This window comes from Leisingera daeponensis, from assembly GCF_019801465.1.
Lineage (GTDB): Bacteria > Pseudomonadota > Alphaproteobacteria > Rhodobacterales > Rhodobacteraceae > Leisingera > Leisingera daeponensis_A.
The window spans coordinates 894,443-920,530 of the sequence record NZ_JAHVJA010000001.1; the positions used below are offsets into that span (position 1 = coordinate 894,443).

22 protein-coding genes are annotated in these 26,088 nt (G+C 66.0%); 18 read left to right on the top strand and 4 right to left on the bottom strand.

From position 1 onward, the window contains the following. The first annotated feature begins 88 nt into the window (after positions 1-88). The 10 genes from KUV26_RS04400 to mdoH all read left to right on the top strand — a co-directional run bounded on the left by KUV26_RS04400 (position 89) and on the right by mdoH (position 13,649). Positions 89-1,096, top strand: a complete 1,008-nt coding sequence (locus KUV26_RS04400) for a GlxA family transcriptional regulator (RefSeq protein WP_222502970.1) — start codon at positions 89-91, stop codon at positions 1,094-1,096. A gap of 249 nt (positions 1,097-1,345) precedes the next feature. Beyond that, a complete protein-coding gene (locus tag KUV26_RS04405) occupies positions 1,346-1,681 on the top strand; it encodes an ArsR/SmtB family transcription factor (RefSeq protein ID WP_222507446.1) in 336 nt (111 codons plus the stop codon). Positions 1,682-1,762: 81 nt separating this feature from the next. Next, a complete protein-coding gene (locus KUV26_RS04410; RefSeq protein ID WP_222507447.1) occupies positions 1,763-3,796 on the top strand; it encodes a PhoX family protein in 2,034 nt (677 codons plus the stop codon). 141 nt (positions 3,797-3,937) lie between these two features. Then, a complete protein-coding gene (locus KUV26_RS04415; protein WP_222507448.1) occupies positions 3,938-4,408 on the top strand; it encodes a DUF302 domain-containing protein in 471 nt (156 codons plus the stop codon). Positions 4,409-4,556: 148 nt separating this feature from the next. Then, complete coding sequence (locus KUV26_RS04420) at positions 4,557-6,170, top strand: thiamine pyrophosphate-binding protein (RefSeq protein WP_222507449.1); 1,614 nt, start codon at positions 4,557-4,559, stop codon at positions 6,168-6,170. Continuing rightward, positions 6,157-7,356 carry a CaiB/BaiF CoA transferase family protein gene (locus KUV26_RS04425; protein WP_222507450.1) on the top strand — a complete coding sequence of 400 codons (1,200 nt, stop codon included), beginning with the start codon at positions 6,157-6,159 and terminating at the stop codon, positions 7,354-7,356. Before KUV26_RS04420 ends, KUV26_RS04425 begins: the two co-directional genes overlap by 14 nt. Before the next feature lie 265 nt (positions 7,357-7,621). Beyond that, complete coding sequence (locus KUV26_RS04430) at positions 7,622-8,983, top strand: tetratricopeptide repeat protein (RefSeq protein ID WP_222502964.1); 1,362 nt, start codon at positions 7,622-7,624, stop codon at positions 8,981-8,983. Positions 8,984-9,007: 24 nt separating this feature from the next. Next, positions 9,008-10,270 carry an OpgC family protein gene (locus KUV26_RS04435; protein WP_222507451.1) on the top strand — a complete coding sequence of 421 codons (1,263 nt, stop codon included), beginning with the start codon at positions 9,008-9,010 and terminating at the stop codon, positions 10,268-10,270. Further along, positions 10,267-11,775, top strand: a complete 1,509-nt coding sequence (locus tag KUV26_RS04440; RefSeq protein ID WP_222507452.1) for a glucan biosynthesis protein — start codon at positions 10,267-10,269, stop codon at positions 11,773-11,775. Before KUV26_RS04435 ends, KUV26_RS04440 begins: the two co-directional genes overlap by 4 nt. After that, positions 11,772-13,649 (top strand): glucans biosynthesis glucosyltransferase MdoH, encoded by a 1,878-nt coding sequence (gene mdoH / locus KUV26_RS04445; protein ID WP_222502961.1) that lies wholly within the window; start codon positions 11,772-11,774, stop codon positions 13,647-13,649. Before KUV26_RS04440 ends, mdoH begins: the two co-directional genes overlap by 4 nt. A 231-nt stretch (positions 13,650-13,880) precedes the next feature. Here mdoH and KUV26_RS04450 read toward each other — a convergent pair whose 3' ends face one another. Both KUV26_RS04450 and KUV26_RS04455 read right to left on the bottom strand, forming a co-directional pair. Next, positions 13,881-14,717 (bottom strand): alpha/beta hydrolase family esterase, encoded by an 837-nt coding sequence (locus KUV26_RS04450; protein WP_409996937.1) that lies wholly within the window; start codon positions 14,715-14,717, stop codon positions 13,881-13,883. Further along, on the bottom strand, positions 14,714-15,187 hold the full coding sequence (locus KUV26_RS04455; protein ID WP_222507454.1) for a rhodanese-like domain-containing protein: 474 nt from the start codon (positions 15,185-15,187) through the stop codon (positions 14,714-14,716). Before KUV26_RS04455 ends, KUV26_RS04450 begins: the two co-directional genes overlap by 4 nt. Positions 15,188-15,444: 257 nt before the next feature. Here KUV26_RS04455 and KUV26_RS04460 point away from each other — a divergent pair, with 257 nt between their 5' ends. From KUV26_RS04460 to selD, 7 genes are read left to right on the top strand one after another with little or no spacing between them, the layout of a single operon-like run. Continuing rightward, entirely contained in the window at positions 15,445-18,306 is a 2,862-nt protein-coding gene (locus KUV26_RS04460; protein ID WP_222507455.1) for a monovalent cation/H+ antiporter subunit A, read from the top strand. 2 nt (positions 18,307-18,308) lie between these two features. Next, on the top strand, positions 18,309-18,662 hold the full coding sequence (locus tag KUV26_RS04465; RefSeq protein ID WP_222502957.1) for a Na+/H+ antiporter subunit C: 354 nt from the start codon (positions 18,309-18,311) through the stop codon (positions 18,660-18,662). Beyond that, positions 18,662-20,194: a monovalent cation/H+ antiporter subunit D gene (locus KUV26_RS04470; RefSeq protein ID WP_222507523.1), complete on the top strand. Its 1,533-nt coding sequence runs from the start codon at positions 18,662-18,664 to the stop codon at positions 20,192-20,194. The genes KUV26_RS04465 and KUV26_RS04470 overlap by 1 nt, the downstream gene beginning before the upstream one ends. Beyond that, the gene (locus KUV26_RS04475; RefSeq protein ID WP_222507456.1) at positions 20,191-20,688 is read left to right on the top strand and encodes a Na+/H+ antiporter subunit E; all 498 of its coding nucleotides are present in this window, start codon (positions 20,191-20,193) and stop codon (positions 20,686-20,688) included. Before KUV26_RS04470 ends, KUV26_RS04475 begins: the two co-directional genes overlap by 4 nt. Further along, positions 20,685-20,954, top strand: coding sequence for a K+/H+ antiporter subunit F (locus KUV26_RS04480; RefSeq protein WP_222502954.1), 270 nt, complete (start codon positions 20,685-20,687; stop codon positions 20,952-20,954). Before KUV26_RS04475 ends, KUV26_RS04480 begins: the two co-directional genes overlap by 4 nt. A gap of 11 nt (positions 20,955-20,965) precedes the next feature. Next, positions 20,966-21,367, top strand: coding sequence for a Na+/H+ antiporter subunit G (locus tag KUV26_RS04485; protein WP_222507457.1), 402 nt, complete (start codon positions 20,966-20,968; stop codon positions 21,365-21,367). A 31-nt stretch (positions 21,368-21,398) separates the two neighbouring features. Next, a complete protein-coding gene (selD, locus tag KUV26_RS04490) occupies positions 21,399-23,561 on the top strand; it encodes a selenide, water dikinase SelD (RefSeq protein ID WP_222507524.1) in 2,163 nt (720 codons plus the stop codon). A gap of 81 nt (positions 23,562-23,642) precedes the next feature. Here selD and mnmH read toward each other — a convergent pair whose 3' ends face one another. Next, a complete protein-coding gene (gene mnmH, locus KUV26_RS04495) occupies positions 23,643-24,695 on the bottom strand; it encodes a tRNA 2-selenouridine(34) synthase MnmH (protein WP_222507458.1) in 1,053 nt (350 codons plus the stop codon). 166 nt (positions 24,696-24,861) lie between these two features. On the opposite strand from mnmH, the gene KUV26_RS04500 reads away from it, so the two are divergent. Further along, positions 24,862-25,353 (top strand): MarR family winged helix-turn-helix transcriptional regulator, encoded by a 492-nt coding sequence (locus KUV26_RS04500; protein ID WP_222507525.1) that lies wholly within the window; start codon positions 24,862-24,864, stop codon positions 25,351-25,353. A gap of 2 nt (positions 25,354-25,355) precedes the next feature. Here KUV26_RS04500 and KUV26_RS04505 read toward each other — a convergent pair whose 3' ends face one another. Next, positions 25,356-26,045 carry an SOS response-associated peptidase gene (locus tag KUV26_RS04505; protein ID WP_222507459.1) on the bottom strand — a complete coding sequence of 230 codons (690 nt, stop codon included), beginning with the start codon at positions 26,043-26,045 and terminating at the stop codon, positions 25,356-25,358. Positions 26,046-26,088: the final 43 nt, after the last annotated feature.

The window sequence follows — 26,088 nt, forward strand, 5'->3', positions numbered from 1 at the left end:
CAGCGGCGCGCGGCAGAGCCGTAGGAAACACTCGCAAGTCTGATTTCCGCCCGGCGCATTGCACCGGGTGCCGCGCTGGGGTTCCGCCATGTCCGATGACAGTTTCGTTCAGAAAGGCGCCGCCGCCAATCTCGCCATCCCCTTCGAGGGCGAGCCGCAGGACTTCTATTTCCTGCTGCTGCCCAAGGCGACGATGCTGCCGGTGGCTGCAGCCATCGAGCCCCTGCGCATTGCCAACCAGGTCACCGGCACCCGGCTTTACCGCTGGTTCATCATGACAGAGGACGGCCAGCCGGTGCGCTGTTCCAACGGAATGGTGGTGACACCGGACACACCGCTGCAGCCGCTGCCTTCGGATTCGCTGGGCTTTGTCTGCGCCGGGGTGGAACCGCATGCCGCCGCCAGCGAGGTCACCCTGAACTGGCTGCGCCGCGAAAGCCGCTTCGGCCGCTCCATCGGCGGCATCTGCACCGGTGCTTTTGCGCTGGCGCAGGCCGGGCTGATCAAGAACCACAAGTTCACCCTGCACTGGGAAAACCAGCCGGGTTTTCTGGAGAGCTACCCGAGCCTGGAGCCCTCCCCCAATATTTTCGAGATCTCCGGCCCGCTGATGACCTGTGGCGGCGGCAATGCCGCAACCGACATGATGCTGCACCTTATCGAAGAACGCCACGGCAAGCAGCTGGCGATCATCGTCGCCGACATGTGCCTGCATGTCCGTTCCGGCGGCCAGGCGGCGCCGCAGAAATCCAACTACGCGGTCGCCATCGGCAGCCGCAACCAGCGTTTGCTCAATGCGCTGCAGCTGATGCAGGAATCGATTGAGGAGCCGCTGTCGATCGGCGAGCTCTGCGACCGGCTCGACATCTCCCGCCGCCAGCTGGAACGGCTGTTCTCGCGCTACCTGAATCAGAGCCCCATGCATGTCTATTTCGACATGCGCCTCAGCCACGCCTTTGCGCTGATGAACGAAACCTCGATGAGCGTGACGGAAATCGCCCTGGCCTCAGGCTTTAACTCTGCGACCCATTTTTCACGCCAGTTCAAGCGCAAGTTCGGCGCCTCGCCGCATTTCTTCCGCAAAGGCTGGAGCTGACCCGGCCTGACGGCGGCGGATACAGCACAACCCGGGACCCGCCCTGAACGTGTTCCGGCCTGTCAGCTCCTGTGCGGGTCGGCGGCCAGCGCCAAGAGCCTCTAAACACTTTTCTTTTGGCCGCTCTGTTCAGTTCTGGTAAGCGATCCTACATATTAAGCTGATAGAATGCGCGGATTGCGGCCATTCGCCGCCTGCGCAGATTTCATGTAAGGAGTAAGGCGCCCCGGTGCCACCTGGAGACGCGAGATGCCACTACCCCAGTTTTCAGCTGATATGGATCCTGAAAAGAAAGAGGAAATGGTCGCAAACGCGGCCAAGGCATCGGACTTCCTCAAGGCCATCAGCCACCCGGGACGGCTGATGATCCTGTGCCACCTTGTCTCCGGCGAAAAATCCGTAACAGCGCTTGAGGAACTTCTGTCCGCGCGTCAGGCCGCAGTCTCCCAGCAGCTCTCCCGCCTGCGCCTGGAAGGTCTGGTTGTTCCGCGCCGCGAAGGCAAAGCGATCTATTACCGGCTGGCGGATGACAAGCCCCGCCGTGTTCTTGAACTGGTTTACGAGCTGTTCTGCAAGGACGGCTGACACCCGAAAACGGCGGGATGCGCGGCCATCCGGCAGACCACATTCGCCTCCGCCATGCGGCGGGCTTACTGGAGACCGGAAATGCAGCGCAGGAAGTTCCTTGAAGCCCTGAAAGCCGGCAACAAGGCGGAAGCCTTCGAAGCGGCTGACGATATTCCTGCCAACCCCCTCCTGGACTGCACCATCGGCACGATGATCGCCGCCCGGTATGGCCGCAGGAATGTGCTGAAGGGAGCGCTGGGGGTTTCAGCCGCCGCATCTCTGTTCAGCGCCTCGGCCTTCACCGCCCCCCGTCACGCCCATGCGGCAGCTCCCACTGCGCAGAGCCGCTATGCTTTCGGCGAATTGGACTGGGGAATTGACGAGACCCACCACGTCGCTGCGGGCTATGATGCGCATATCCTGCTCCGCTGGGGGGATCCAGTCACTGCCGGCGCGCCGGAGTTCGACGTGATGAACCAGAGCGCCGAAGCCCAGTTGCAGCAATTCGGCTACAATAACGATTACATCGGTTTCCTGCCGCTGAACGCCGAGGGCACCCGCGGGCTGCTGTGCGTGAACCACGAATACACCAACGAAGAGGTGATGTTTCCCGGCCTTGGCCGCCAGGACAAGGCCGGGTTCGCCGGCATGACCCGGGAGCTTGCGGATATCGAAATGGCCGCCCACGGCGGCTCGGTGGTGGAAATCGCCCGCGGGACCGATGGCAAATGGACCGTCGTGCGCGGCAGCAGGTTGAACCGCCGCATCTCGCCGCTGAACACCGTGATGGCAGTTAGCGGCCCCGCAGCAGGCCATTCGCGGTTGCAAACCAGCGCGGACCCGTCCGGCCGTGAAATCATCGGCACCCTGAACAACTGCGCCGGCGGCATGACCCCATGGGGCACCTGGCTGATGGCCGAGGAGAATTTCCACGGATACTTCTGGTCGGATGAAACCGGCACTGACGGCGAGCCGGACGCTTCCGGCCACCCGGAGGCGCCGAAACTGCGGCGGTATGGCGCGCCGGGCAACTGGTACGCCTGGGGCAAGTACCACGACCGTTTCGACATCCGCAAAGAACCCAATGAAGTGAACCGCTTCGGCTGGGTTGTTGAGGTAGATCCGCTGGACCCGTTCTCCACGCCGGTGAAGCACACCGCACTTGGCCGGTTTGCGCATGAGGGCGCGGAAGCCACCTTGTCCGCCGACGGGCGCCTGGTGATCTACATGGGCGACGATGCCCGGTTCGAATATCTTTATAAATACGTTTCCAACGGATCAGTTTCGCAGGATCGCGCCGCCAACTCCCGGCTGCTCTCCGACGGCACACTCTATGCGGCCCGGTTCGGCCCGGAAGGCACCCTGCTCTGGCTGCCGCTGGTGCATGGGCAGGGTCCGCTGACAGCGGGAAACGGCTTTGCCGGCCAGGCCGATGTGCTGATCGACGCCCGCCTCGCCGCGGACGCCTTGGGAGCCACACCGATGGACCGGCCCGAGGATGTCTCGCCCCGCGGGGACGGTACCGCTTTTGTGATGCTGACCAATAATTCCAAGCGCACGCCCGGACAGACCGATGCCGCCAATCCGCGGCCGGGATCGGATTTCGGCCACATCATCGAAATCAAGGAAGACGGCGGCGACCACGCGGCAACCCGTGCCAGCTGGTCCATCCTGGTGCAATGCGGCAACCCCGCAATTGCCGCCGTGGGCGCCCAATGGAACCCGGAAACCTCGGAAAACGGCTGGTTCGGTTCCCCGGACAATTGCGCCTTTGACGCTGAAGGACGGCTTTGGGTCGCCACTGACCAGGGCCGCAAGTGGGACAGGACGGGTAAGTCGGACGGGCTCTACGGGCTGGAGACCGAAGGCGCCCTGCGCGGTCATTCCAAGCTGTTTTTCCGGTGCCCGGCCGGAGCCGAGCTCTGCGGCCCCTATTTCACCCCGGATAATGAAACCCTCTTCCTGGCGGTGCAGCACCCCGGCACAGACGGCACCCGAAACCTGCAAGGGTTTGAACGCGACTCCACATTCGAAGACCCGGCCACCCGCTGGCCTGATTTCAACCCGGCGATGCCGCCCCGCCCCTCGGTGGTCGTGGTGACCAGACAGGGCGGCGGCAAGATCGCGGTCTGATCTCGACGTCCGCTGCCCTGCCCGGGACGCGCGCAGCTTTCAGCCCCGGCAGGCGGCCTTCTGCCGGCCGCACGCGATTGTGAGCTTCAGGCCAGCTGCTTTGCCGTAGATGTTGAAGCCCAAATCTCAGGGAGCTGCCCGATGTCTTTCAAACGCCTCACCATTGCTTTCCTGCTTGCCGCGGTGCCCGCATCGGCCGGAAGCATTGCCCCGCGCGACGGCTGGGCGGTCCATCAAACCTCCAAACCTTACGAAGAGCTGATCCTGGACGTCAAAGCCGCCGCCAAGGCAGAAGGTTTGAATGTCGTCACTCAGGCCGGCCCCACCGGCGCGGCCGCCTCCCGCGGCATCACCATCCCCGGCAACCGAGTGATCGGCCTGTTCAACAATGAGTTCGCGGTGAAAATTCTGGCGCTCTCCACCGCTGCAATGATCGAGGCCCCGGTGCGGATGTATGTGACAGAGGAAGACGACGGAAGCGCCACCCTGTCCTACAAGCTGCCCTCGCATGTGCTCGCCCCCTATGCAGACGAGGGCGGCGCGGAACTGGCGGGGCTGGCAGACCAGCTCGACCGCCGCTTCGCACTGATTGCCGAACAGGCGCAAAAATAGCTTGCCGGCTTCTGTGCGGCGGAAAATACTCCTTTCCTGAACCTGCGCCGGAATCCGCCGCAGCAGTATTTCACACTGGCGTGAGAGGGCTTGCGCACAGGCGCAGCCTCGGCATTCTGGCGGCAAATCAAAGAATTGGACGGACAAGATGACAGAAACCCTCCGCGCAGCCGATGTTCTGGCCCGGCGGCTTCACGAGGTAGGCTGCCGCCACGCCTTCGGCATGCCCGGCGGCGAGGTGCTGACCCTGGTGGATGCGCTCACCAAGGCGGGCATTGCCTTCCACCTGGCCAAGCATGAAAACTGCGCCGGTTTCATGGGCGAAGGCGTGCATCACGCCGACGGCGCGCCGGTCATTCTCGTGGCCACCCTCGGCCCCGGAGCACTGAACGGTGTCAATGTGGTGGCCAATGCCCATCAGGACCGGGTGCCGATGCTGGTCCTGACCGGCTGCGTCGACGCGGCGGAGGAGCAGAGCTACACCCACCAGGTGCTCGATCACCGCGCCGTCTTTGCCCCGGTCACCAAGGCCAGCTTCCGCCTTGACGCCGAGGCCGCGGACCTGATCGCAGACAAAGCGGTTGCCATTGCAACCGAGCCCCGAAACGGTCCGGTGCATATCGACGTGCCGATCTCAGTGGCAGATACGCCGGCCAGGGACCGCGGCATCCGCCGCGCGCCTGCAAGTGCCAGCGCGCCAAGCGGCGAGGCGCTGGCGCAGGCGCGCTCCTGGCTTTCGGCGTCCGCGCGACCGGTGGCGATGATCGGCCTCGACGCCCTGCAGGAAAACGCGGGCCCCGCCCTGCGCGCCTTCCTCGAGAAGCACCGGATTCCCTTCGTGACCAGCTACAAAGCCAAGGGCATCATTCCGGAGGATCACCCGCTCTGCCTTGGCGGCGCGGGCCTGTCGCCCTTGGCGGACAAACACCTGCTGCCGCTGGTGCGGGAGGCCGATCTGGTGCTCTCCATCGGTTATGACCCGATTGAGATGCGCCCCGGCTGGCGCAACGTCTGGGATGTGGAGACCCAGAACGTCATCGACATCGCACCCGAAGCAAACACCCATTACATGCATCAGGCGGGCTTGAACTTCCTGACCGCGATTGCCCCCACGCTTGCGGCGCTTTCCGACGGCACCGACCCCGGTCCGGTTTGGAGCAACGGGAAGCCGGAGGCGGTCAAGCGCGCGCTGTCTGAGGCCTTCCCTCAAGACAACGACTGGGGCCCTGCGGGTGTCATCGCCGAATGCCGTGCCGTGCTGCCGCCGGAAACGCTGGCCACCGCCGACAGCGGCGCGCACCGGATCCTGCTCAGCCAGATGTGGGAGTGTTCCGAGCCGCGCGGGCTGGTTCAGTCCTCCGCGCTCTGCACCATGGGCTGCGCTGTGCCGATGGCGATCGGGCGCAAGCTGGCCCGGCCGGACCGCCCGGTGGTGAGTTTTTCCGGCGATGCCGGCTTCCTGATGGTGGCAGGCGAGCTTTCCACCGCCGCGGAGCTGGGGGTGGCGCCGGTCTTCGTGGTCTTCGCCGATGCCAGCCTGGCGCTGATCGAGCTCAAGCAGCGCCAGCGCCAGCTCGCCAACGGCGGGGTGGATTTCGCGGAACACGACTTCGCCGCGATGGGCCGCGCCTTTGGCGGCAACGGCGTGACGGTCACAAACCGCACCGAACTGCGCGCCGCCCTGCAGCACGCGCTGACAGCAGACACATTCACCGTCATCTCGGCCGTGATAGACCGCGGAGACTACGATGGCCGGATCTGATCTTCTCCCCCACGGCGCCCTGAAGGGCGTCAAGGTTCTCGACCTTTCCCGCATCCTGGCAGGCCCGACCTGCACCCAGCTGCTGGGCGATCTCGGCGCCACGGTGATCAAGGTGGAAAACCCCAAGACCGGCGGCGACGACACCCGCCAGTGGGGGCCGCCCTATGTAACCGATGCGGATGGCAACCGCTCCGATCTGTCGGCTTACTTCATGGCCGCCAACCGCAACAAGCGCTCGGTAGCCATTGATATTGCAACCGAAGAAGGTCAGCAGGCCATCCGCCGTCTGGCCGCAGGGGCCGATATCCTGATCGAGAACTTCAAGCCCGGCGGGCTGGCGAAATACGGCCTGGATTACGCCAGTCTCAAGGACGATCTCCCCGGTTTGATCTACTGCTCGATCTCCGGATACGGCCAGACCGGCCCCAACAGCCACAAGCCCGGCTATGACATCATGGCGCAGGGCTTCGGCGGCATCATGTCGCTGACCGGCGAGCCCGAGGGCCAGCCGATGAAGGCAGGCGTCGGGATCGCCGATGTGATGTGCGGCATGTATGCCTGCATCGGCATCCTGTCCGCCCTGCACCACCGGGAAAAGACCGGGGAGGGCCAGCAGATCGATCTGGCGCTGGTGGATGCCCAGATCGCCTGGCTGATCAACGAGGGCGTCGCTTACCTGAACACCGGCCAGATCCCCAAGCGCCGCGGCAACGAGCATCCCAGCATTATGCCCTATGGGGTCTACCGGACTTCGGACGGCCATGTGATCCTCGCGGTGGGCAATGACAGCCAGTTCCGCCGCTTCATGGAGTTCCTCAAGCTGGAGGGCCTGGCGGAGGATCCGCGCTTTGCCACCAACCCTGCCCGCCTGCAGAACCGCGATGCGCTGAATGAGATCCTGATCCCCTCGGTGCAGCGGTTCACCACGGATGAGGTGCTGGCCGCCATGGAAGCCCGCAAGGTCCCTGCGGGCCCGGTGCAGGATCTGGAGACCCTGTTCGCCAGCGATCAGGTCGAAGCCCGCAGCATGGCGATCGGCATGGACAGCGCTGCCGGGCCGGTCAGATTGCTGGGCAACCCGCTGAATTTCTCGCGCACGCCAGTCACATACCGGCATGCCCCGCCCCGGTGCGGTGAGGCAACCGAAGAGATTCTGGGCTCCGGCACCCCCTTCGGGCAGGCCTGACCGCTGCAATCCGCGGCGGCATTCCGCCAAGTGTTACAATTTCCGGCAAAACACCGCCAAACCGGCGGTGTTTTTGCAATCTATGGCGCCGGCCACTTGCGGAAATTTCCCCGGAAATCTTACACATCCGGCGAATTGCACATCCGGAGGCACACAGCCCATCACCAAACCGCGAGCGGGGTTCGCCCGGGTCATTCCCATGATCTACTCTACATTACTGAGATACGGCAAACCCGCACAGTTCAGAAACAAAGATTGGAATCCCATGACGCATGACATTTTCGGCCAGGACAGCAGCCTGACTGACGCAGCCGCGCTGCAGGATTGGAACGCCGTGCAGCTTGGGGTTCTGTCGCATGCCGCCGCCACAGCCGATCATCTGGGCGCGGTGCTGAAGGCGGCGCCGGATTTCGCCCTGGCCCATGCGATCAAGGGGCTGTCGCTTCTGATGCTCGGCCGGTCAGAACTGCTGCCGACGGCCCGCGAGGCTCTGCGCGACGCCAAGGCCCTTTATGACGGCGCCCTGCCGCGCGAGCGGAAGTACGTCGATGCGCTGGAAAACTGGCTGGCCGGCCGCCCCAGCCAAGCCATCCAGCGGATGGAGGAAGTGCTGGACATCTTCCCGCAGGACACCCTGGCGATGAAACTCAGCCACGGCATCCGCTTCATCATGGGCGACCCCGCAGGCATGCGCGCCTCGATCGAGCGGGTGCTGCCCTCCTACGATCCGGACCACGCGGGCCGCGGCTACCTGCTGGGCTGCCATTCCTTCTCGCTGGAGGAAACCGGCGAATACGAACGTGCGGCCAACGCCGGGCGCCAGGCTCTGTGGATGGCGCCGGACGATGCCTGGGGCCTGCACGCCGTTGCCCATGTCCATGACATGACCGGAAACGCCGAGGCCGGACTGGAATGGCTGGAGGGCCGCGAGGACGCCTGGGCCCATTGCAACAACTTCCGCTATCACGTCTGGTGGCACAAGGCGCTGATGCATCTGGACCTTGGCCAGATGGATGCGGCCATCGCGCTTTACGACACCGAGGTCCGCAAGGACAAGACCGACGACTACCGCGACATCTCCAACGCCACCTCGCTGCTGATGCGGCTGGAACTGGAAGGCGTCGATGTCGGCCCCCGGTGGGAAGAGCTCGCGAATCTCTGTGCTGCCCGGACCGAGGATGGAAGCCTGATTTTTGCCGATTTGCACTACCTCCTGGCCCTCACAGGCCACCGCAAGGAGGAGGCGCACAAGCTGGTTAAGCGGATTCACGCCGATGCCGGCGCCGGCGGCAGCGAGGCCAAAGAGCGGATGGCGGCCCCCGGCTGCGCTGCCGCCGACGGGCTGGAAGCCTTCGGAGACGGTAATTATAAGGCTGCTTTCGCAAATTTATCCACAGCCCGCGCCACGCTGCAGCTGGCCGGCGGCAGCCACGCGCAACGCGATGTTTTCGAACGGATAACCATAGACGCCGGCCTGCGTGCAGGACAGCTTGACGAAGCCGAAGCAATACTGGATGACCGCTGCGTCAAGCGCGGCGGCACCGAGGACAATTACGCCCTGGCCCGCCGCGCTCTGATCGCCGAAGGCCGGAACTCCCCCGACGCCAAAAGCGTTCCCGCCGAATAAGACTTCCAAGGACCCAAACAACCAATGTCCAGCGTTGCGCCCTTCCCCGGGCCTCAGAAAGATCCCAGTGCCGCCAACCGTGCAGCGCCCCCGCTGCAGGCGGCCCAGCAGCGTGTCCGCGACCCGCGGCTCGACTTCTACCGCGGCATCGCGATGTTCATCATTCTCGTCGCCCATATCCCGGGAAACCGCTGGGCCAGCTGGATTCCAGCCCGGTTCGGCTTTTCGGACGCAACCGAGATCTTCGTCTTCTGCTCCGGCATGGCCTCGGCCATCGCTTTCGGCAGCTCCTTTGCCCGGCAGGGCTGGTGGCTGGGCACCGCCCGCGTGATCTTCCGCTGCTGGCAGGTTTACTGGGCCCACATCGGCCTGTTCTTCTTCCTCGCTGCCTCGATGGCGGCGCTTGATCTCTACGGCAGCTTCGACAAAAGCTACATCGGCTCGCTGAACCTGCACTGGTTCTTCACCAACACCGTGCAGCAGCTTACCGGGCTGTTCACCCTCACCTATGTCCCGAACTACTTCGACATCCTGCCGATGTATCTGGTGGTGCTGCTGCTGATGCCGCTGATGATGGGGCTGGAAAAGGCGGGCCTTTGGACCGTGGCCGCCGCATCGGTGGCGATCTGGCTCACCGCCAACCCCTATATTATCGGTCTCGGCCCCAACGGCGTCTCCTTCCCGGCAGAACCCTGGTCCGACCGAGAGTGGTTCTTCAACCCGCTCGGCTGGCAGCTGCTGTTTTTCACCGGCTTTGCCTTCATGAAGGGCTGGCTGCCCGCCCCCCCGGTCTCCAAGGCGCTGGTGATCCTGGCGGCGGCATTTGTGATCCTGTCCGCCCCATTCGGTTCCTGGAAAGTCTTTCTCTGGGTGGAAGCCGCAAACAAGGATGTCGCCGGCCTGATCCGCCCCACCTGGGAGATCACCGCGCAGTGGCGGGAAAAGACCGACTTCGGCCTGCTGCGCTATACCCACTTCCTGTCGCTGGCCTATCTCGGCTGGGTTGCGGCGGGCACCGGCGGCAAGCGGCTCATTGCCTCGGGCCAGTCGCTGGCCGCTCGGATCTGGGCGGTCCTGCTGCAGCTGATCACCAAGGTCGGCCAGCAATCGCTTGCAGTGTTTGTGTTCTCGATGGCGCTGGCCCGGTTCATCGGCTTTGCGCTTGACCAGACCGACCGCGCGGTTATGACCACGGCATTCGCCAACCTGGTTGGCTTTTTCCTAATCATTGTCTGCGCTTACACTGCAGCCTGGTTCAAGTCTCAACCTTGGAGAGCCAAACGATGAGCTCTTTTACCCGCCGTTCCTTCCTGGCTGCCGTGCTTGGCAGCACCGCCTTGTCCGCCCTGCCGGGTCTGGCCAGCGAAGCCGTGCCCTTCAGCCGCAGCATGGTGATCGCCAAGGCCCGCGCTCTGGCCGCTGACGATTATGCCGAGCGCCCGACGGTGCCGCAGGACTGGCTGAAACAGTCCTATGACGACTACAAGGCGCGCTGGTTCCGCACCAAGGACGCGCTGTGGTCCAAGACCGACCGCAGCTACAACGTCGATTTCTTCCTGCCCGGCCTCTATTTCCCGCGCGCCATTCAGATCAACACCGTTGCGGACGGCGTCACCGAGCGCGTGCCCTTCGACATCAATCTGTTCGACAAGAACGAAAAGGCGCCCGACCTCAGCACCGAAGGCGAGCTCGGCTATTCCGGCCTCCGCCTGCGCACCGATCTGGACGACCCGACAAAAAAGACCGAGTTCTGCGTTTTCCAGGGCGCCAGCTACTTCCGCGCCATCGGCATCGGCAACGCCTATGGCCAGTCTGCCCGCGGCCTGGCGCTCAAGACCGCCGACCCCGAAGGCGAGGAATTCCCCGAATTCATCGAGTTCTGGCTGGAGGCGCCCGCCCCCGGCCAGCGTCACATGGTGGTGCATGCGCTGATGGACTCCCCGTCCGTCACCGGCGCCTACAGCTTCCTCATCACCCCTGGCAGCAGCACGGTGATGGAAGTGGAAGCGACGCTGTTCGCCCGCGAGGAACTGACCCATGCAGGGCTGGCGCCGCTCACCTCGATGTTCCTGTTCGACGCCACCAACCGCCACCGGTTCGACGATTTCCGCCCGGCGGTGCATGACACCGACGGCCTGCTGGTGCTGAACGGCAACGGCGAAACCCTGTGGCGGCCGCTGGCCAACCCGAAGCGGCTGCAGGTTTCCTCCTTTGTCGACGACAATCCGCGCGGTTTCGGCCTGATGCAGCGGTCGCGCAAACTTTCGGACTTCAACGACCTCGAAGCCTTCTACCACAACCGCCCCTGCCTGTGGGTCGAACCCAAGAAAGACTGGGGCAAAGGCGCCGTGACCCTTGTGGAAATTCCCGCCGACAAGGAGATCTATGACAACATCGTCGCCTACTGGCGCCCGCGCGAACCCTATGCGGCGGGATCGGAGATCAGCCTGAACTACCGCCTCACCTGGGGCGACGAGCCGGCCCTGCCGATGCCGCGGGTGATTGACACTGCCGAAGGCGCCCGGATCTTCGGCGGCCCGGGGCGGATCATGACCATCGACTTCGACAAGCATCCGCTGCTCGAAGCTGATCCGGAGACCCTTGACGTCCACATCCACTCTCCCCATGTGGCGACCAGCGAAGGCGTGCTGCAGCGCAACCCGGAAACCGGCGGCCTGCGGCTCGCCTTCTACTTCGATCCCGGCGACCGGGATCATGTCGAACTTCGCGCCCAGCTCAGGAAAGACGGCAACCCCGCCTCCGAAGTCTGGCTTTACAGGTGGACCGCATGACGGCATGTGATCTGATGCCCCCGGAACAGCCTCTGGCTATGCCGGAGCAGGACTTCAGCAAGGACTTCCGCGACGCGGAAGCCCCCGGCACTGCCGCGCCGCGCCAGGTGGCATTGTGGCGCCTGCTGGCCTTCTCGCCGGCCATGGCCGCCACCGGTGTCCTAACCTGGGTGATGGGCGGCTGGTTCACCGACGGCGGCTTTTCCGTGCTTGAGGTGATCCTGCTGGCGCTGATCGCCTTCAATTTCTTCTGGATCGCCTTCACCGTCTCCACCGTGCTGCTGGGCCTCTACGGCCTGTCGCGGCGCGAGCGCACCGTCGCCCGCGGCCCTGCCCGGCCGCTGAAAGTGGCGCTGCTGATGCCGGTCTACAACGAGGTGCCCTGGTATGTGCTGGGCAACGCCCAGACCATGCTGCAGGAACTGCACGGCCGCGGCGGCCAGCATGAGTACGCGATGTTCATCCTTTCGGACACCCGCGACGATGCGATTGCCGATCAGGAGCGCGCCAGCGTCGAGGCGCTGCGCAGCATGCTGCCGGAAGGCGCTGAGCTCTATTACCGCCGCCGCGCCGACAACGAAGGCCGCAAGGTCGGCAATATCGCCGACTGGGTGCGCCGCTGGGGCGCAGGCTATGAGGCGATGCTGGTGCTGGACGCCGACAGCCTGATGACCGGCCGCGCCATCGCCCGGCTGGCCGACGCGCTGGCCCGCGATCCCGGCGCCGGCCTGATCCAGAGCTACCCGCAGCTGATCGGCGCCCAGTCGGTGTTCGGCCGCATGCAGCAGTTCGCCAATGGCGTCTACGGCCTGGCGCTTGCCGAGGGCCTGGCCCGCTGGGCCGGCCACGAGGGCAACTACTGGGGCCACAACGCCATCATCCGCACCCGCGCCTTTGCCGCCTGCGCCGGCCTGCCGCTGCTGCGGTCGCGCTTCGGCGGCGGCGAAAAGCTGATCATGAGCCACGATTTCGTCGAGGCCGGGCTGTTGCGCCGGGCCGGCTGGTCGGTGCGTTTCCTGCCCCGCATCCGCGGCTCGTATGAAGAGACCCCAGCCACCCTGATCGACCACATCCTGCGCGACCGCCGCTGGTGCCAGGGCAACCTACAGCACCTCAACCTGCTGCACGCCAAGGGCTTCCGCGCGATTTCCCGCTTCCACCTTTTCGCCGGGGCGATCGGCTACCTGATGGCGCCGGTGTGGTTCGCACTGCTGGTGCTGTGGGCAATCATCGGCCGCAGCGAAGAGGCTTCGGTGATCAGCTACTTCAGTGAGGCCAACCCTTTCCGGCCCAGCTGGCCCGATATGTCCGAACCCAAGCATGTGCTGGTGATCATTCTGATCTACGCCATGCTGCTGGCGCCCAAGATGCTGGCCGCGGCGGCGCTGCCGCTCACCGGCAGCCGCTTCTCGGAATACGGCGGCCCGGTGCATTTCGCGCTGTCCTTCCTCTCTGAGGTGATTCTGGCGGTTCTCTACGCGCCGATCCTGATGGTGCAGCAGATGATCGCCGTGTTCCGCACCGCGCTCGGCCTGCAGCGCGGCTGGGCGCCGCAGGCGCGCGACGGCGGCAGCTATTCCCTGCGCACGCTGATCACCTGCCACGCGCTGGAAACCGTCAGCGGCGTCGCGCTATGGGCCGGGATCCTCAGCGGCACCGTGTCGCTGTGGCTGGCGCCGATTGCGCTGTCGCTGGTGCTGGCGGTGCCACTGTCGGCGCTGTCCGGCGTCAAGACGGTGAACCGCATCCGGCACTGGATGGCCACCCGCGAGGAATTCACCGAACCTCAGATCACCCGTGCCGCCCGCGCCGCACGGGCCGACCTGAAGGCGCTGCTGGACGGCAGCGCGCCCCGCGGCACCCCGGCGGAATAACCCGGCTCTCTGCAGCGGCTTTCCCGCGCCCGCCTCCCCCCGGGCACAGCCGGGATGCCCTTGGCGGCCTTGGGCCCTGCGCCGCGCAAAAGTGCGGCGCAAGGCGGCTCTGCGGACCCGGCTGCGGCGGGTCCGCAAGGGCGCGCCGCCTGGCCCAACGCTTTGCCGGAAATCTCTGATTTTCGCGCCAAAGGGGCGGGAGCCCCCTGTGAACCGCATGCTCCCGTGGCTTCAGCGCACCGCCGGTTCCGACTCGAACCAGTCCGCCATCCACTCCGGCCAGCCATCCGGCACCAAATGGCCGTCCTCATGCAGAACCAGTTCGATGCCGGCCCCCGCTCCGCACACCCAGCGGCGGCGCAGCACCCCGTCTTCCGCCATGGTCACGACGGGCGCGTGCGAGGCGCAGCCGTTGGTCCGGCGCCACAGCTCCAGCCCGGCAAAGACATCCCCCTGCTCGAACCGGCCGCCGCCCAGGATCCGCCCTTCCAGCGGCACCACGCCATCGGCCCAGCCGTGGCTGTGGAAGAGCCGCACCGGCCCGGCGCAATCCTCCGGCTGCGGCCGCCAGAAGGCGCCGGACACCGGCGCATAGGCTGCGAAGGCTTCGGGATGGCTGCAGGCCAGATAATTCACCATGAACGCACCCGAGGAGAACCCCGCCAGCACCGTCCGCTCCCGCGATGTGGCAAAGCGCGCCGCGGCATCGTCCAGCACATCCGCCAGAAAGGCCGCCTCATCGCGCCCCTGCCAAAACGGTCCGAACACCCAGGAGCGCCGGCTGCCGCCGCCGCGGGTGGTGCCGTCCGGCGCAATCACCGCGTACCCGCGGGCGGTCAGCCCCTCCACCAGCGCCGTATTGCCCATCACCCGGAGGCCCCCGCTGCCATACCCATGCAGAAAGACCACCACCGGCGCACCGGCGGCGTTGTCCGGAAGCGCAATGCGGTAGACGCCCTCCGCAACTTCGCAGATGCCAGCCTCCCCGCCGCAGCCTGCTGCTGCGGGGCTGCTCCAAAGTACAGCCAGCACAGCCAGAACGCCCGCCACTGTCGCCGTTGCCATCATTCCTCCCACCGGGCCACCGGCAGGTTGCCCGCTATCCAGCCCGCCCCGGCTGCAGACCCCAGCACCCCCTCGGGCACGTCGATCACATTGGTGAAACCGGCCTCCGCCAGCTTCAGCGTCATCCGGGCAGAGCGCACCCCGCGGGCGCAGATCAGCGCCACCGGCGCCGACAGGTCCGGCCCCGCCGCCGCCTGAAGCGCTTCAATGAAATCGCCGCGCCGCAGATCGATCTGGTGGCTGCCCACCGGGACGCCCGACGCGCGCCACTCCTGCGGCGTGCGGATGTCCACCAGGGTAATCACCCCGGCCCGCGCCTGGGCATAAGCTTCCGCAGCCGTCAGCCGGGGGTGATTGTGGTCCAGCGGCTGACGCCGCTGCCACCAGTATCCGAAACCCGCCGCAGCCGCCGCGCCGCCCAGCAGCATCAGCCGCCGGCCAGGCCTCGGGGCCGGTTTATCTGCCCAAGCCATCGCTCCTCCGCCGCCGCTCTTGCCCCTCCGGTCTATCAGGCCGCAGCGCGCCAATCACCAGAAACAGGCCGAATCCATTGGTCAAGTTCTTGTTATTGGCCGCCCGCTGCCCAAATATGCCCGAAACGAGCGTATGAGGCCCGGCCCCGGCCTGCGGCAATAGCGCCGCATCCGCGGCAGCGGGGCTGGTTCTGGGCTGAAAAATTGTTTAGCTCTGAACTAAAAAACGACGCGCCAACCCGACAGGAGACTTGCACGTGTCCCTATTCCTGATTGCGGCCCTGCCTTTCCTCGGAGCCGTCTTCCCCGCGCTGCTGATCCGCGCCGGACGCAATGCTGCGGCCTCTGCCGCCGGGCTGACCACGCTGCTCGCCTTCATCGGCCTGATGCTCCACATCCCCGCCGTGTTCCGCGGCGAGACGGTCTATTCTGCGGTCGACTGGCTGCCCGCCCTTGGCCTCAACGCGCATTTCTTCCTTGATGGCCTTGGCTTCCTGTTCGCGGCGATGATCCTGGGCATCGGCCTGCTGATCATCCTCTACGCCCGCTACTACCTGTCGCGCGAAGATCCGATGGGCCAGTTCTACAGCTACCTTCTGCTGTTCCAGGGCGCGATGGTCGGCATCGTTTTGTCCGACAACATCCTGCTTCTGCTGGTGTTCTGGGAGCTCACCTCGCTCAGCTCCTTCCTGCTGATCGGCTATTGGAAACACCTGCCCGAAGGCCGCCAGGGCGCGCGGATGGCGCTGACCGTCACCGGTTCCGGCGGGCTGGCGATGATCGCGGGCATGCTGATGCTGGGCCATATCGCGGGTTCCTATGACCTGAGCGTCATTCTCCAGAACAAGGAAGCGATCCAATCCTCGGATCTCTATCTGCCCGCACTGATCCTTATCCTGCTGGGCGCCTTCACCAAATCAGCCCAGTTTCCGTTCCACTTCTGGCTGCCGCATGCGATGGCAGCACCGACGCCGGTCTCCGCCTATCTGCACTCCGCCACCATGGTAAAGGCCGGATTGTTCCTGATGGCCCGCCTCTGGCCGGTTCTCGCAGGCACGCCGGAGTGGTTCTACATCGTCGCCACCACTGGCCTGGTCACCATGCTGGTCGGTGCGGTGATCGCGCTGTTCAAGGATGACCTCAAGGCGCTCTTGGCGTTCTCCACCGTCAGCCACCTCGGCCTGATCACCATGCTGCTGGGGTTCGGCACCAAGATCGCCGCGGTGGCCGCAGTTTTCCACATCATCAACCACGCCACCTTCAAGGCGGCGCTGTTCATGACCGCGGGCATTGTCGACCACGAGGCCGGCACCCGCGACATCAAACGCCTGGGCGGATTGCGGCACCTGATGCCCGTCACGTTCACCATCGGCACGGTGGCAGCGCTGTCGATGGCCGGCATCCCGCCCCTCAACGGCTTCCTGTCGAAGGAGATGATGCTGGAGGAAACCGCCCACACCATCTGGAACGGCTCGCATCTGATCGTGCCGGCCCTGGCCACGGTGGCGGCTCTGTTCTCCGCCGCCTATTCCTTCCGCTTCATTGCGCATGTCTTCCTCGGCCCCAAGCGCGAGGACTACCCCGGCCACCCGCATGACCCGAACACCGGCATGTGGATCGGCCCGGCCTTTCTGGTTTTGCTGGTGGTGCTGATCGGCTTCGCCTCGGCCAAGATCGCAGGCCCGATGGTCGCCACCGCTGCGGGCGCCGTGACCGGCGGCGGCGAACTGCCTTACTACTCGCTCAAACTCTGGCACGGGCTGACCCCGGCGCTCTACATGTCGATCGCCGCCACCATCGGCGGCCTGACCCTGCTGGCGCTGCACAAGCCCCTGCAGCGGGTCTGGAACGCGACGCCGCGGCCCGAGGCCAAGACCATCTTCGAGGCCCTGATCGGCGCCTTCACCCGTCTCAGCCAGGCCGTGACCGACGGCCTGCACAACGGTGTTCTCACCCGCTATGCCGCGATCATGGTCGCCTTCACCGTGGCGGTCGGCTATGCCGCTTACCGCGGCGGCTCCCTGGGGACCGCAACCCGCGAGATGCAGGACCCCGGCCTCCTGCCGGTGGTCGGCTGGTTCGCGCTGGTGGTGGCCACCCTGTTCATCGTCGCCAAGCACCGCAACCGCCTGCTAGCGCTGGTGCTGATCGGCGTGGTGGGGCTGGTTGTCTCCATGGCCTTCAACTACCTCTCCGCCCCCGACCTGGCGCTGACCCAGATCTCGGTGGAGGTGGTCACCATCATCCTGATGCTGCTGGCCCTGAATTTCATGCCCAAGGAAACCCCGGTCGAGACTCCTGCCCTTTTCCGCCTCCGCGACGGCGCGATTTCGGTGGTTGCGGGCCTGGGCGCGGGCGGGCTGATCTACGCGCTGCTGATGCGGGACTTCGCTTTCCCGACGATCTCTGATTTCCACCTCGCCAATTCCTACAAGGGCGGCGGCGGCACCAATGTGGTGAACGTGATCCTGGTCGACTTCCGCGGCTATGACACCTTCGGCGAGATCATCGTGCTGGGCATCGCTGCCATGGTGATCTTTGCCCTGACCGAAGCGGTGCTGGGGTCCAAGGTCCGCGCCTACCTCTTGAACCGCAAACCGGACCTGCCGCAGGCGGGCGATGCGCACCCGCTGATGATGGTGGTGGCAACGCGGGTGATGATGCCGCTGGCGCTGATGGTCGCGGCCTATATCTTCTTCCGCGGCCACAACCTGCCGGGCGGCGGCTTCATCGCCGGGCTGATCGCGGCGATCGCCATCATCATGCAGTACATGGCCTCCGGCTTTGCCTGGGCGACCGAGCGGCAGCGCTATCCCTACCACGCCATCATCGGCTCCGGCGTGCTGATCGCAGCGGCCACCGGCATGGGTGCCTGGTTCAACGGCATGCCCTTCCTCACCAGCGATTTCGGCTATATCCACTGGGAACCGCTGGAGGAGTTCGAATGGGCCACCGCTGCACTGTTTGACCTTGGCGTTTTCCTGGCGGTGGTCGGCGCGGTGCTGCTGGCGCTGGAAAGCCTGTCGCGCTTTGCCTGGCAGCCGGGGATGAGCACGGAACACGCAATGGACATCAACCCGGCACGCGACGAAGCGGCCAAGACCGGGACGGAGGGATAAGCATGGAACTTCTCGTTGCCTCGGCCGTCGGCATCCTGACGGCGGCCGGCATCTACCTGATCCTGCGCCGCCGCAGCTTCCCGGTGATCCTGGGCCTGTCGCTGCTGACCTATGCTGTGAACGTCTTCCTGTTCGCCACCGGGCGGCTGGTCACTGCGGCGCCGCCGATCCTGAACAAATACGAGGAGGTCGCCTATACCGACCCGCTGCCGCAGGCGCTGGTGCTGACCGCCATCGTGATCTCCTTTGGCATGACCGCCGTCGTTGTGATGATCGCCCTCGGAGCGTACCTCTCCTCGCTCGATGACAGAACCGCCATGCCGGCCGAACCCGAAGGCGCAGGAGACGACGCGTGATGGAGCATCTTCTGATTGCACCTGTGGTGCTGCCTGCCCTTGTTGCACCCTTCATCATCATGGTTCTGCGCCACCATCTGGACCTGCAGCGCATCTTCTCGCTGGCCAGCGCGGTTCTGCTCGCAGGCATCACCCTGGCGCTGGCCTCACAATCCGCGGACGGCACCGTCAAGGTCTATGAGCTCGGCGACTGGCCCGCGCCCTTCGGCATTGTGCTGGTGCTCGACCGGCTGTCCGCGATGATGATCGTGCTGACCTCGCTGCTGGCGCTGCCGGTGCTGCTCTATGCCATCGGTTCCGGCTGGGACACCCGCGGCAGCAACTTCCACGCGCTGTTCCAGTTCCAGCTGATGGGCATCATGGGCGCCTTCCTGACCGGCGACGCCTTCAACCTGTTCGTCTTCTTCGAGGTGCTGCTGATCGCCTCCTACGGGCTGATGATCCACTCCGGCGGCACCCGCCGGTTCCAGGCCGGCGTGCAGTATGTGGTGTTCAACCTTCTGGGCTCCACCCTGTTCCTGTTTGCGCTCGGCACGCTCTATGCGGTGACCGGCACCCTGAACATGGCCGACCTCGCGGTGAAAGTCGCCCAGATCCCGGCGGAGGACACCGCACTGCTGCGGGTCGGCGCGGTGATGCTCTTGCTGGTCTTTGCGATCAAGGCCTCGCTCCTGCCGCTGCACTTCTGGCTGCCCTCGGCCTATGCTAACGCGCCGATGCCGGTGGCGGCGCTCTTCGCCATCATGACCAAGGTCGGCGCCTATTCGATCCTGCGCATCTACACGCTGGTGTTCGGCCCCGAGGTCGAGGCCACCGCGGGGCTGACCGAAAGCTGGCTCCTGCCCGCCGCCCTGCTGACCCTCGGCGCCGGCGCCATCGGCGTCCTCGGCTCCAGGAAACTCGGCCGCCTGGCGGCCTTCGGCGCCATCGCCTCGATGGGCACGCTGCTGATCGCGATCTCACTGTTCACCGAGACCGCCGCGGCGGCCGCGCTATATTACCTCGTCCATTCCACCCTCGCCGCCGCGCTGCTGTTCCTGGTCGCCGACCTGGTGATCGAACGCCAGGGCCAGTGGATCCTGCCGCAGCTGCCAATGCCGCAGACCGGGCTGATTTCGGCGCTGTTCTTTGCTGCCGCCATCGCCCTTGCGGGGATGCCGCCGCTCTCGGGGTTCCTGGGCAAGCTGCTGGTGCTGGATGCCACCCGCGGCGCCGACCTGGCGCCCTGGATCTGGGGCGTGATCCTGCTGGGCTCCCTGATCACCATCATCGGCATGGCCCGTGCCGGCTCGCTGTTGTTCTGGAAGGGCCACGGCCTGCCCCAGCGCGCGGCCGAGGAACCCGGCTACACCGCCGCGGAAACCGCACCGCCGCCGGCGCTCGCCTTCGTGGCCTGTTTCGGCCTCCTTGCCGGGCTGGTGGCGCTCACCGTTTTTGCAGGTCCCGCCACCCGCTACGCCGAGGCGACGGCAGCCCAGCTCTATGCGCCCGCGGCCTATATCGACACCGTGCTTGGGAGGACAGCTGAATGAAACTGGTCTGGCGGCTCTTCCCGCACCCTCTGCTGACGCTTCTTCTGACCATCACCTGGCTGCTGCTGGTAAACCGCTGGTCACTGAATTCCCTGGTCTTCGGCTTCCTGCTGGGGGTGCTGATCCCCTTCGTGACCCAGCCGTTCTGGCCCAACCGCCCCAACCTGCGCCGCCCGCTGAAGGTGGCGGAGTACATCCTGGTGGTGCTGACGGACATCGTTCAGGCCAATATCATCGTGGCCCGCATCGTGCTGTTCAAACCCAACACCGACCGCCGCCCCAACTGGATCACGGTCCCGCTGGAGCTGAAGACGCCGGAGGCGATCACCGCTCTGGCAGGCACCATCACCATGACCCCGGGCACGCTCTCGGCGGATGTCTCGGATGAGGGCCACGCCCTGCTGGTCCACTGCCTTGACGCCCCCAACCCGGACGCGGTCCGGGATGAAATCAAACAGCGCTACGAGCGCCGGCTGATGGAGATTTTCGAATGATCGGAAGCGCCGCCACCTTCGCCTTTGGCTGCTTTGCGCTGGCCATGCTGATGAATCTGTGGAAGGTCGTCACCGCTCCCAATGTGGCCGACCGCATCCTGGCGCTCGACACTATGTTCATCAATGCCATCGCCCTGATGGTGCTGTATGGCCTGGCGCTGGGAACCGAGATCTTTTTCGAGGCCGCAATGATCATCGCCATGCTCGGCTTTGTCTCCACTGTGGCCTACGCGCGCTTCATCCTGCGCGGCAACATCATCGAGTAAGGGGAAAACAGATGGTAACCCTGCTGGAATTCCTTGTTGCCGCTCTGCTGGTGATTGGCGGCGTATTCGGCATCGTCGGCTCCTTTGGTCTGATCAAGCTCAACGATCCGATGTCACGGCTGCACGCGCCGACCAAGGCCACAACCCTGGGCGTCGGCGGCGTGCTGCTGGCCTCCATGCTGCATGCGGCAGCGTTCGAGAAATACTTCTCGTTTCACGAGCTGATGATCACCCTGTTCCTGTTCCTCACCGCGCCCATCACGGCAAATTTCATTGCCAAGGTGCACATCCACCGGCAGGAAACCCGCGACACCATGCCAGAAGCCGGCGGGGACGACCACTGGGCAACGCACGACACGCCCGAGGACGAGCAACGCCGGCAAGCAGCCCCGACCCCGCCCGCCGACGAGTAAGCGCGGCACAGACAGGAAGGCCGAAACAGTGATGGACACCTCCCGCTTGCCGCTGACACGCGACCTTGTGCTGGTGGGGGGCGGCCACACCCACGCGCTGGTGCTGCGCAAATGGGGGATGAAACCCCTCCCCGGCGCCCGGCTGACGGTGATCAACCCCGGCCCCGCCGCCCCTTATTCCGGCATGCTTCCCGGCTTCGCCGCAGGCCATTACACTCGGGACGAGCTGGACATCGACCTTGTCCGCCTCGCCCGTTTTGCCGGCGCCCGGCTGGTCCTCGGCGCCGCTGAGCACATCGACACCGCAGCCCGGCTGGTGCATGTGCCCGGCCGCCCGCCGATTGCCTACGACGTTGCCTCGATCGACATCGGCATCACCTCCGCCATGCCGGACCTGCCGGGCTTTGCCGCCCACGGCATCCCGGCGAAGCCTTTGGGGCGCTTTGCCGCCCGATGGGCTGCCTTCCGCGAAGGCGATGGCCCCGCCCATGTTGCCGTGATCGGCGGCGGCGTTGCCGGGGCGGAGCTGATTCTGGCGATGGCTCATGCGCTCAAATCGCGCGGGCGCCTGGCGCAGGCCACGCTGATCGACAGCGAAGAAGCCCTGCGCGCAATTGGCGAAACGGCCCGCAGGACGCTTCGGCGCGCCCTGACCGGCCACGGCGTGCGGCTGGAGGAAAACACCCGGATCGCCAGCATCGAAGACAGCTGCATCGTGCTGGAGGACGGACGCGAGATCCTCTCGGAGTTCACCACCGGCGCCGCCGGCGCCCGCCCCTACGGCTGGCTTGCGGACAGCGGCCTGGCGCTGCACGACGGTTTCATCCGGGTCGGCAAAACCCTGCAAAGCTCCGCCGCCGAGGTTTTTGCCGCCGGCGACTGCGCCCATATGGATTTCGCCCCGCGCCCCAAGGCCGGCGTCTATGCCGTCCGCCAGGCCCCGGTGCTCTATCACAACCTGCGCGCCTTGATGACCGGCGATCCGATGCGCAGGTACCGCCCGCAGAAGGACTACCTGAAGCTGATCTCCATGGGCTCCAGGGAAGCGCTTGGCGAGCGTTTCGGCACCGCCCTCGCAGGCCCGCTGATGTGGACCTGGAAGGACCGCATCGACCAGGCCTTCATGGAAAAATTCCGCGACCTGCCAGCGATGGAAGCCGCGCCGCTGCCTGCCGAACACACGCTGGATATGGAAGCGGCACTGGGGGACAAGCCCATGTGCGGCGGCTGCGGTGCGAAGGTGGGCCGCGACGCGCTGCTCGGCACGCTTGCGGGCCTCAGCACAGGCAATCGCGGCGATATCACCCCGCTGCCCGGCGATGACGCGGCGCTGCTGACCACCGGCGGCGTCAGACAGGTGATCAGCACCGACCATCTGCGCAGCTTCACAAACGACCCTGTGATGATGACCCGCATCGCCGCCGTCCATGCGCTCGGCGACATCTGGGCAATGGGGGCAGAGCCGCAGGCGGCCACCGCCAACCTGATCCTGCCGCGCATGTCGCCCGCGCTCCAGGCCCGCACCCTGCAGGAGATCATGGGAGCCGCCTCGGAGGTCCTGCAACAGGCCGGCGCCGCCATCATCGGCGGCCACACCTCCCTGGGGGATGAGCTGACCATAGGGTTCACGGTCACCGGCCTCTGCCCCCGCCCGGCGATCACCCTCACCGGCGCCAAGCCGGGCGATGCGCTGCTCCTGACCAAGCCTCTCGGCTCCGGCGTGCTGATGGCCGCCGAGATGGCCGGCGAAGCCAAAGGCGAATGGGTCGCGGCGGCGCTAGAGCAAATGTGCCAGCCTCAAGGTGCTGCCGCCCGCATCCTGCAGGACGCCCGCGCGATGACCGACGTGACAGGCTTCGGCCTGCTGGGCCATCTTCTCGGCATCTGCGAAGCCTCCGGTGCAGGCGCGGAACTGTTCACCGGCCGGATCCCCCTGATGCAAGGCGCTGCCGAGCTGGCAGACCGCGGCATCCGCTCGTCCCTGTTTGCCGCCAACCAGGCTGCGCTGCCGGAGCTGAAAACCTCCGGCTGGCAGGACCTGCTGTTCGACCCGCAAACCGCCGGCGGCCTCTTGGCAGCAGTCGCCGCTGACCAGGCCGGCGAGTTGCTCAAGCAGCTGCGCGCGGCCGGGTATCCGGCGGCCCTTGTCGGCAAAGTCACGGAAGGTTCCGGGGCGATCAGCCTCAGTGCTTGACCCGCTGCGCGCCAGCGCAGCGCTGCGCCCAACGGGAGCGGGGCATCGCAGATGCACCGGCACCGGGCGGGAGCGGCTCCGTCAGAGACCGGACATGACCTCCGCCACCCGCGCCGCGGCGGCATCCAGCCCCGCCTCATCCAGTGCCTCCGCGTCGACGGTGGCGGCGACCACCGCCCCGATCGCCGCGCGGGACTTGCGGTAAGCAGGGTCGTAGTGCTGCGCCATCAGCGCTTCGGTCAGACCGGCCTTGTCCCCTGCCTCGATGCTGGCAAACCAGCCATCCACCACCGCGCCGGAGCGGTGCGCGCGCAGCGGCCCCAGTTTCTCGCGCAGCCGGTCCGCATCCGACAGGATATCGTCATAAGCCGCCACCAGATAGCGGCAGCGGGCCGCCGCCGGCACCTGCAATTCGATCCGGGGGGCCTGTTTCATCGCGTCCCACACAGCCGGCGGGATGAAACGCTGGCCGATCTTGCTCGACTCTGCCTCCACCAGCACCGGACGGGCCGGATCCAGCCGCATCAAGGCGCCGGCCAGCGCGGACTCAAAGCCCTTCTGCGAAGGCTGCGGCGACGGCATTTCCCCCAGAAGCGAGCCGCGGTGATTGGCCAGCCCCTCCAGATCGAGCACCTGCACCCCCAGGCTACCTGCGCGCTTCAGCACCTCGGTCTTGGCCGAGCCGGTATAGCCGTCCAGCGCCACCAGCCGGTGCGGCAGTGCGCTCTGGTACAGCGCCGCGTTCACCAGGCGGCGGTAGGTCTGATAGCCGCCCTCCACCACCTCGGCGCGCCAGCCGATCTGTTGCAGCATCCATGTGAAGGACCCCGACCGCTGACCGCCGCGCCAGCAGTAGACCAGCGGCTTCCAGCTGCCTTCGTGGTGGCTCAGGCTTTGTTCGATGTGGTTGGCAGCATTGCGGAACACCAGTGCCGCGCCCAGCTTGCGCGCCCTGAACGGGCTGTCCTGCACGTAGATGGTGCCGACCTCGGCGCGCTCCTCATTGTTCAGCACCGGCAGGCTGATTGCACCGGGCACGTGGTCCTCGGCATATTCCGCCGGGCTGCGCACGTCGATCACAGTATCGAAACCGTGGGCATAGAACTCTTGCAGGGAGGTGAATTTCAGCGCCATGAACCATGCTCTACCCCGCTCCTTGCGCCAGGAAAAGCCGCAATTGCCGCAGCTGCTGCGATAAGTCTTGCGCGAAATGCGCACGGGGCGGTATGGCAGTCACTGCAAACAGACCGGCGCGGCACTGAATGCCCCGCCGCACCAGACCGCCAAGGACCAGACGGCCATGACCAGCGACCCTTTGGACATCCACACCCTGCCCGGCCACCTGATCCGGCGGCTGCACCAGATCTCCGTTGCCCAGTTCATGGACCACATGGCGGCAGAGGGCGTCGACCTGACGCCGGTGCAGTTTGCCGCCATGGCCGCCATCCACCGCCACCCCGGCATCGACCAGGCCTCGGTTGCGGGGCTCATCGCCTATGACCGCGCCACATTGGGCAAGGTGGTGGACCGGCTGGTGGACAAGGGCCTGGTGGAACGCCGCGTGTCCCAGGCCGACCGCCGCGCCCGCGAGGTCAGCCTGACCCGCGGCGGCGCCGCGCTTCTGGACCGGATCCTGCCCATCGTCCGCGCGTCGCAGCCCGGCATTCTGACCGGCCTTACGGAAGCGGAGCAGGAAACTTTCGTGGCCCTGCTGCAAAAGGCGACCCTGGCCGGCAACGACCTCAGCCGCGCGCCGCAGCGCGACCTGCCCGGACGCCACGCTGCCGAATAGCCTCAGATCAGCCGCCCGCGCGGGATATCCTCCTCGCCGAAGGGCTCAATCAGCTCCGCCCCCCCGGCGCGGTTGGAGTTCACCGCCGGATCGACACGGTGGAACTCCAGCAGGCCCTCTGCCCCCGGCCGCATCAGCCTGGCGGCGCCAAGGCCCTCCTCGCCCAGCCATTTGCCCCAGTCCTCCGGCTCCAGGATCAGCGGCATCCGGTGATGGATGGCCGACAGCTCCTCGTTGGCGGCAGTGGTGACAATGGCGCAGGTCTTGACGGGATCATCCGCCCCCCAGCTCCGCCAGACAGCGGCAAAGGCAATGGGGGCGCCGTCGCTGCGGCGGATGTACCAGGGCAGCCGGGCGCCGTCCGCCGATTTGGTCCATTCATAAAACCCGCTGGCCGGGATCAGGCAGCGCCGCTCGCGGCAGGATTTGGCAAAGGCAGGCTTCTCCGCAATCGTCTCTGCCCGGGCGTTGATCAGCAGCGGCCCGGCGCTCTCGCTCTTGTACCAATGCGGCAGGAAGCCCCAGCGCATGGCCGCCAGCTGCCGCCCGGCATCGCCCGCGTGCACCACATGCACCGGGTTGGTCGGGCAGACGTTGAAGTTCGGCACCTTGGGCAGATCGTTTGCAGGCTGCGCCGCAAACAGCTGCGCCATTGCATCCGTGGGCAGGGTTATGGCAAATCGTCCGCACATGCTGATTTCTAACCCGGGCCGGGGCGCAGATGCAAAGCCTGCC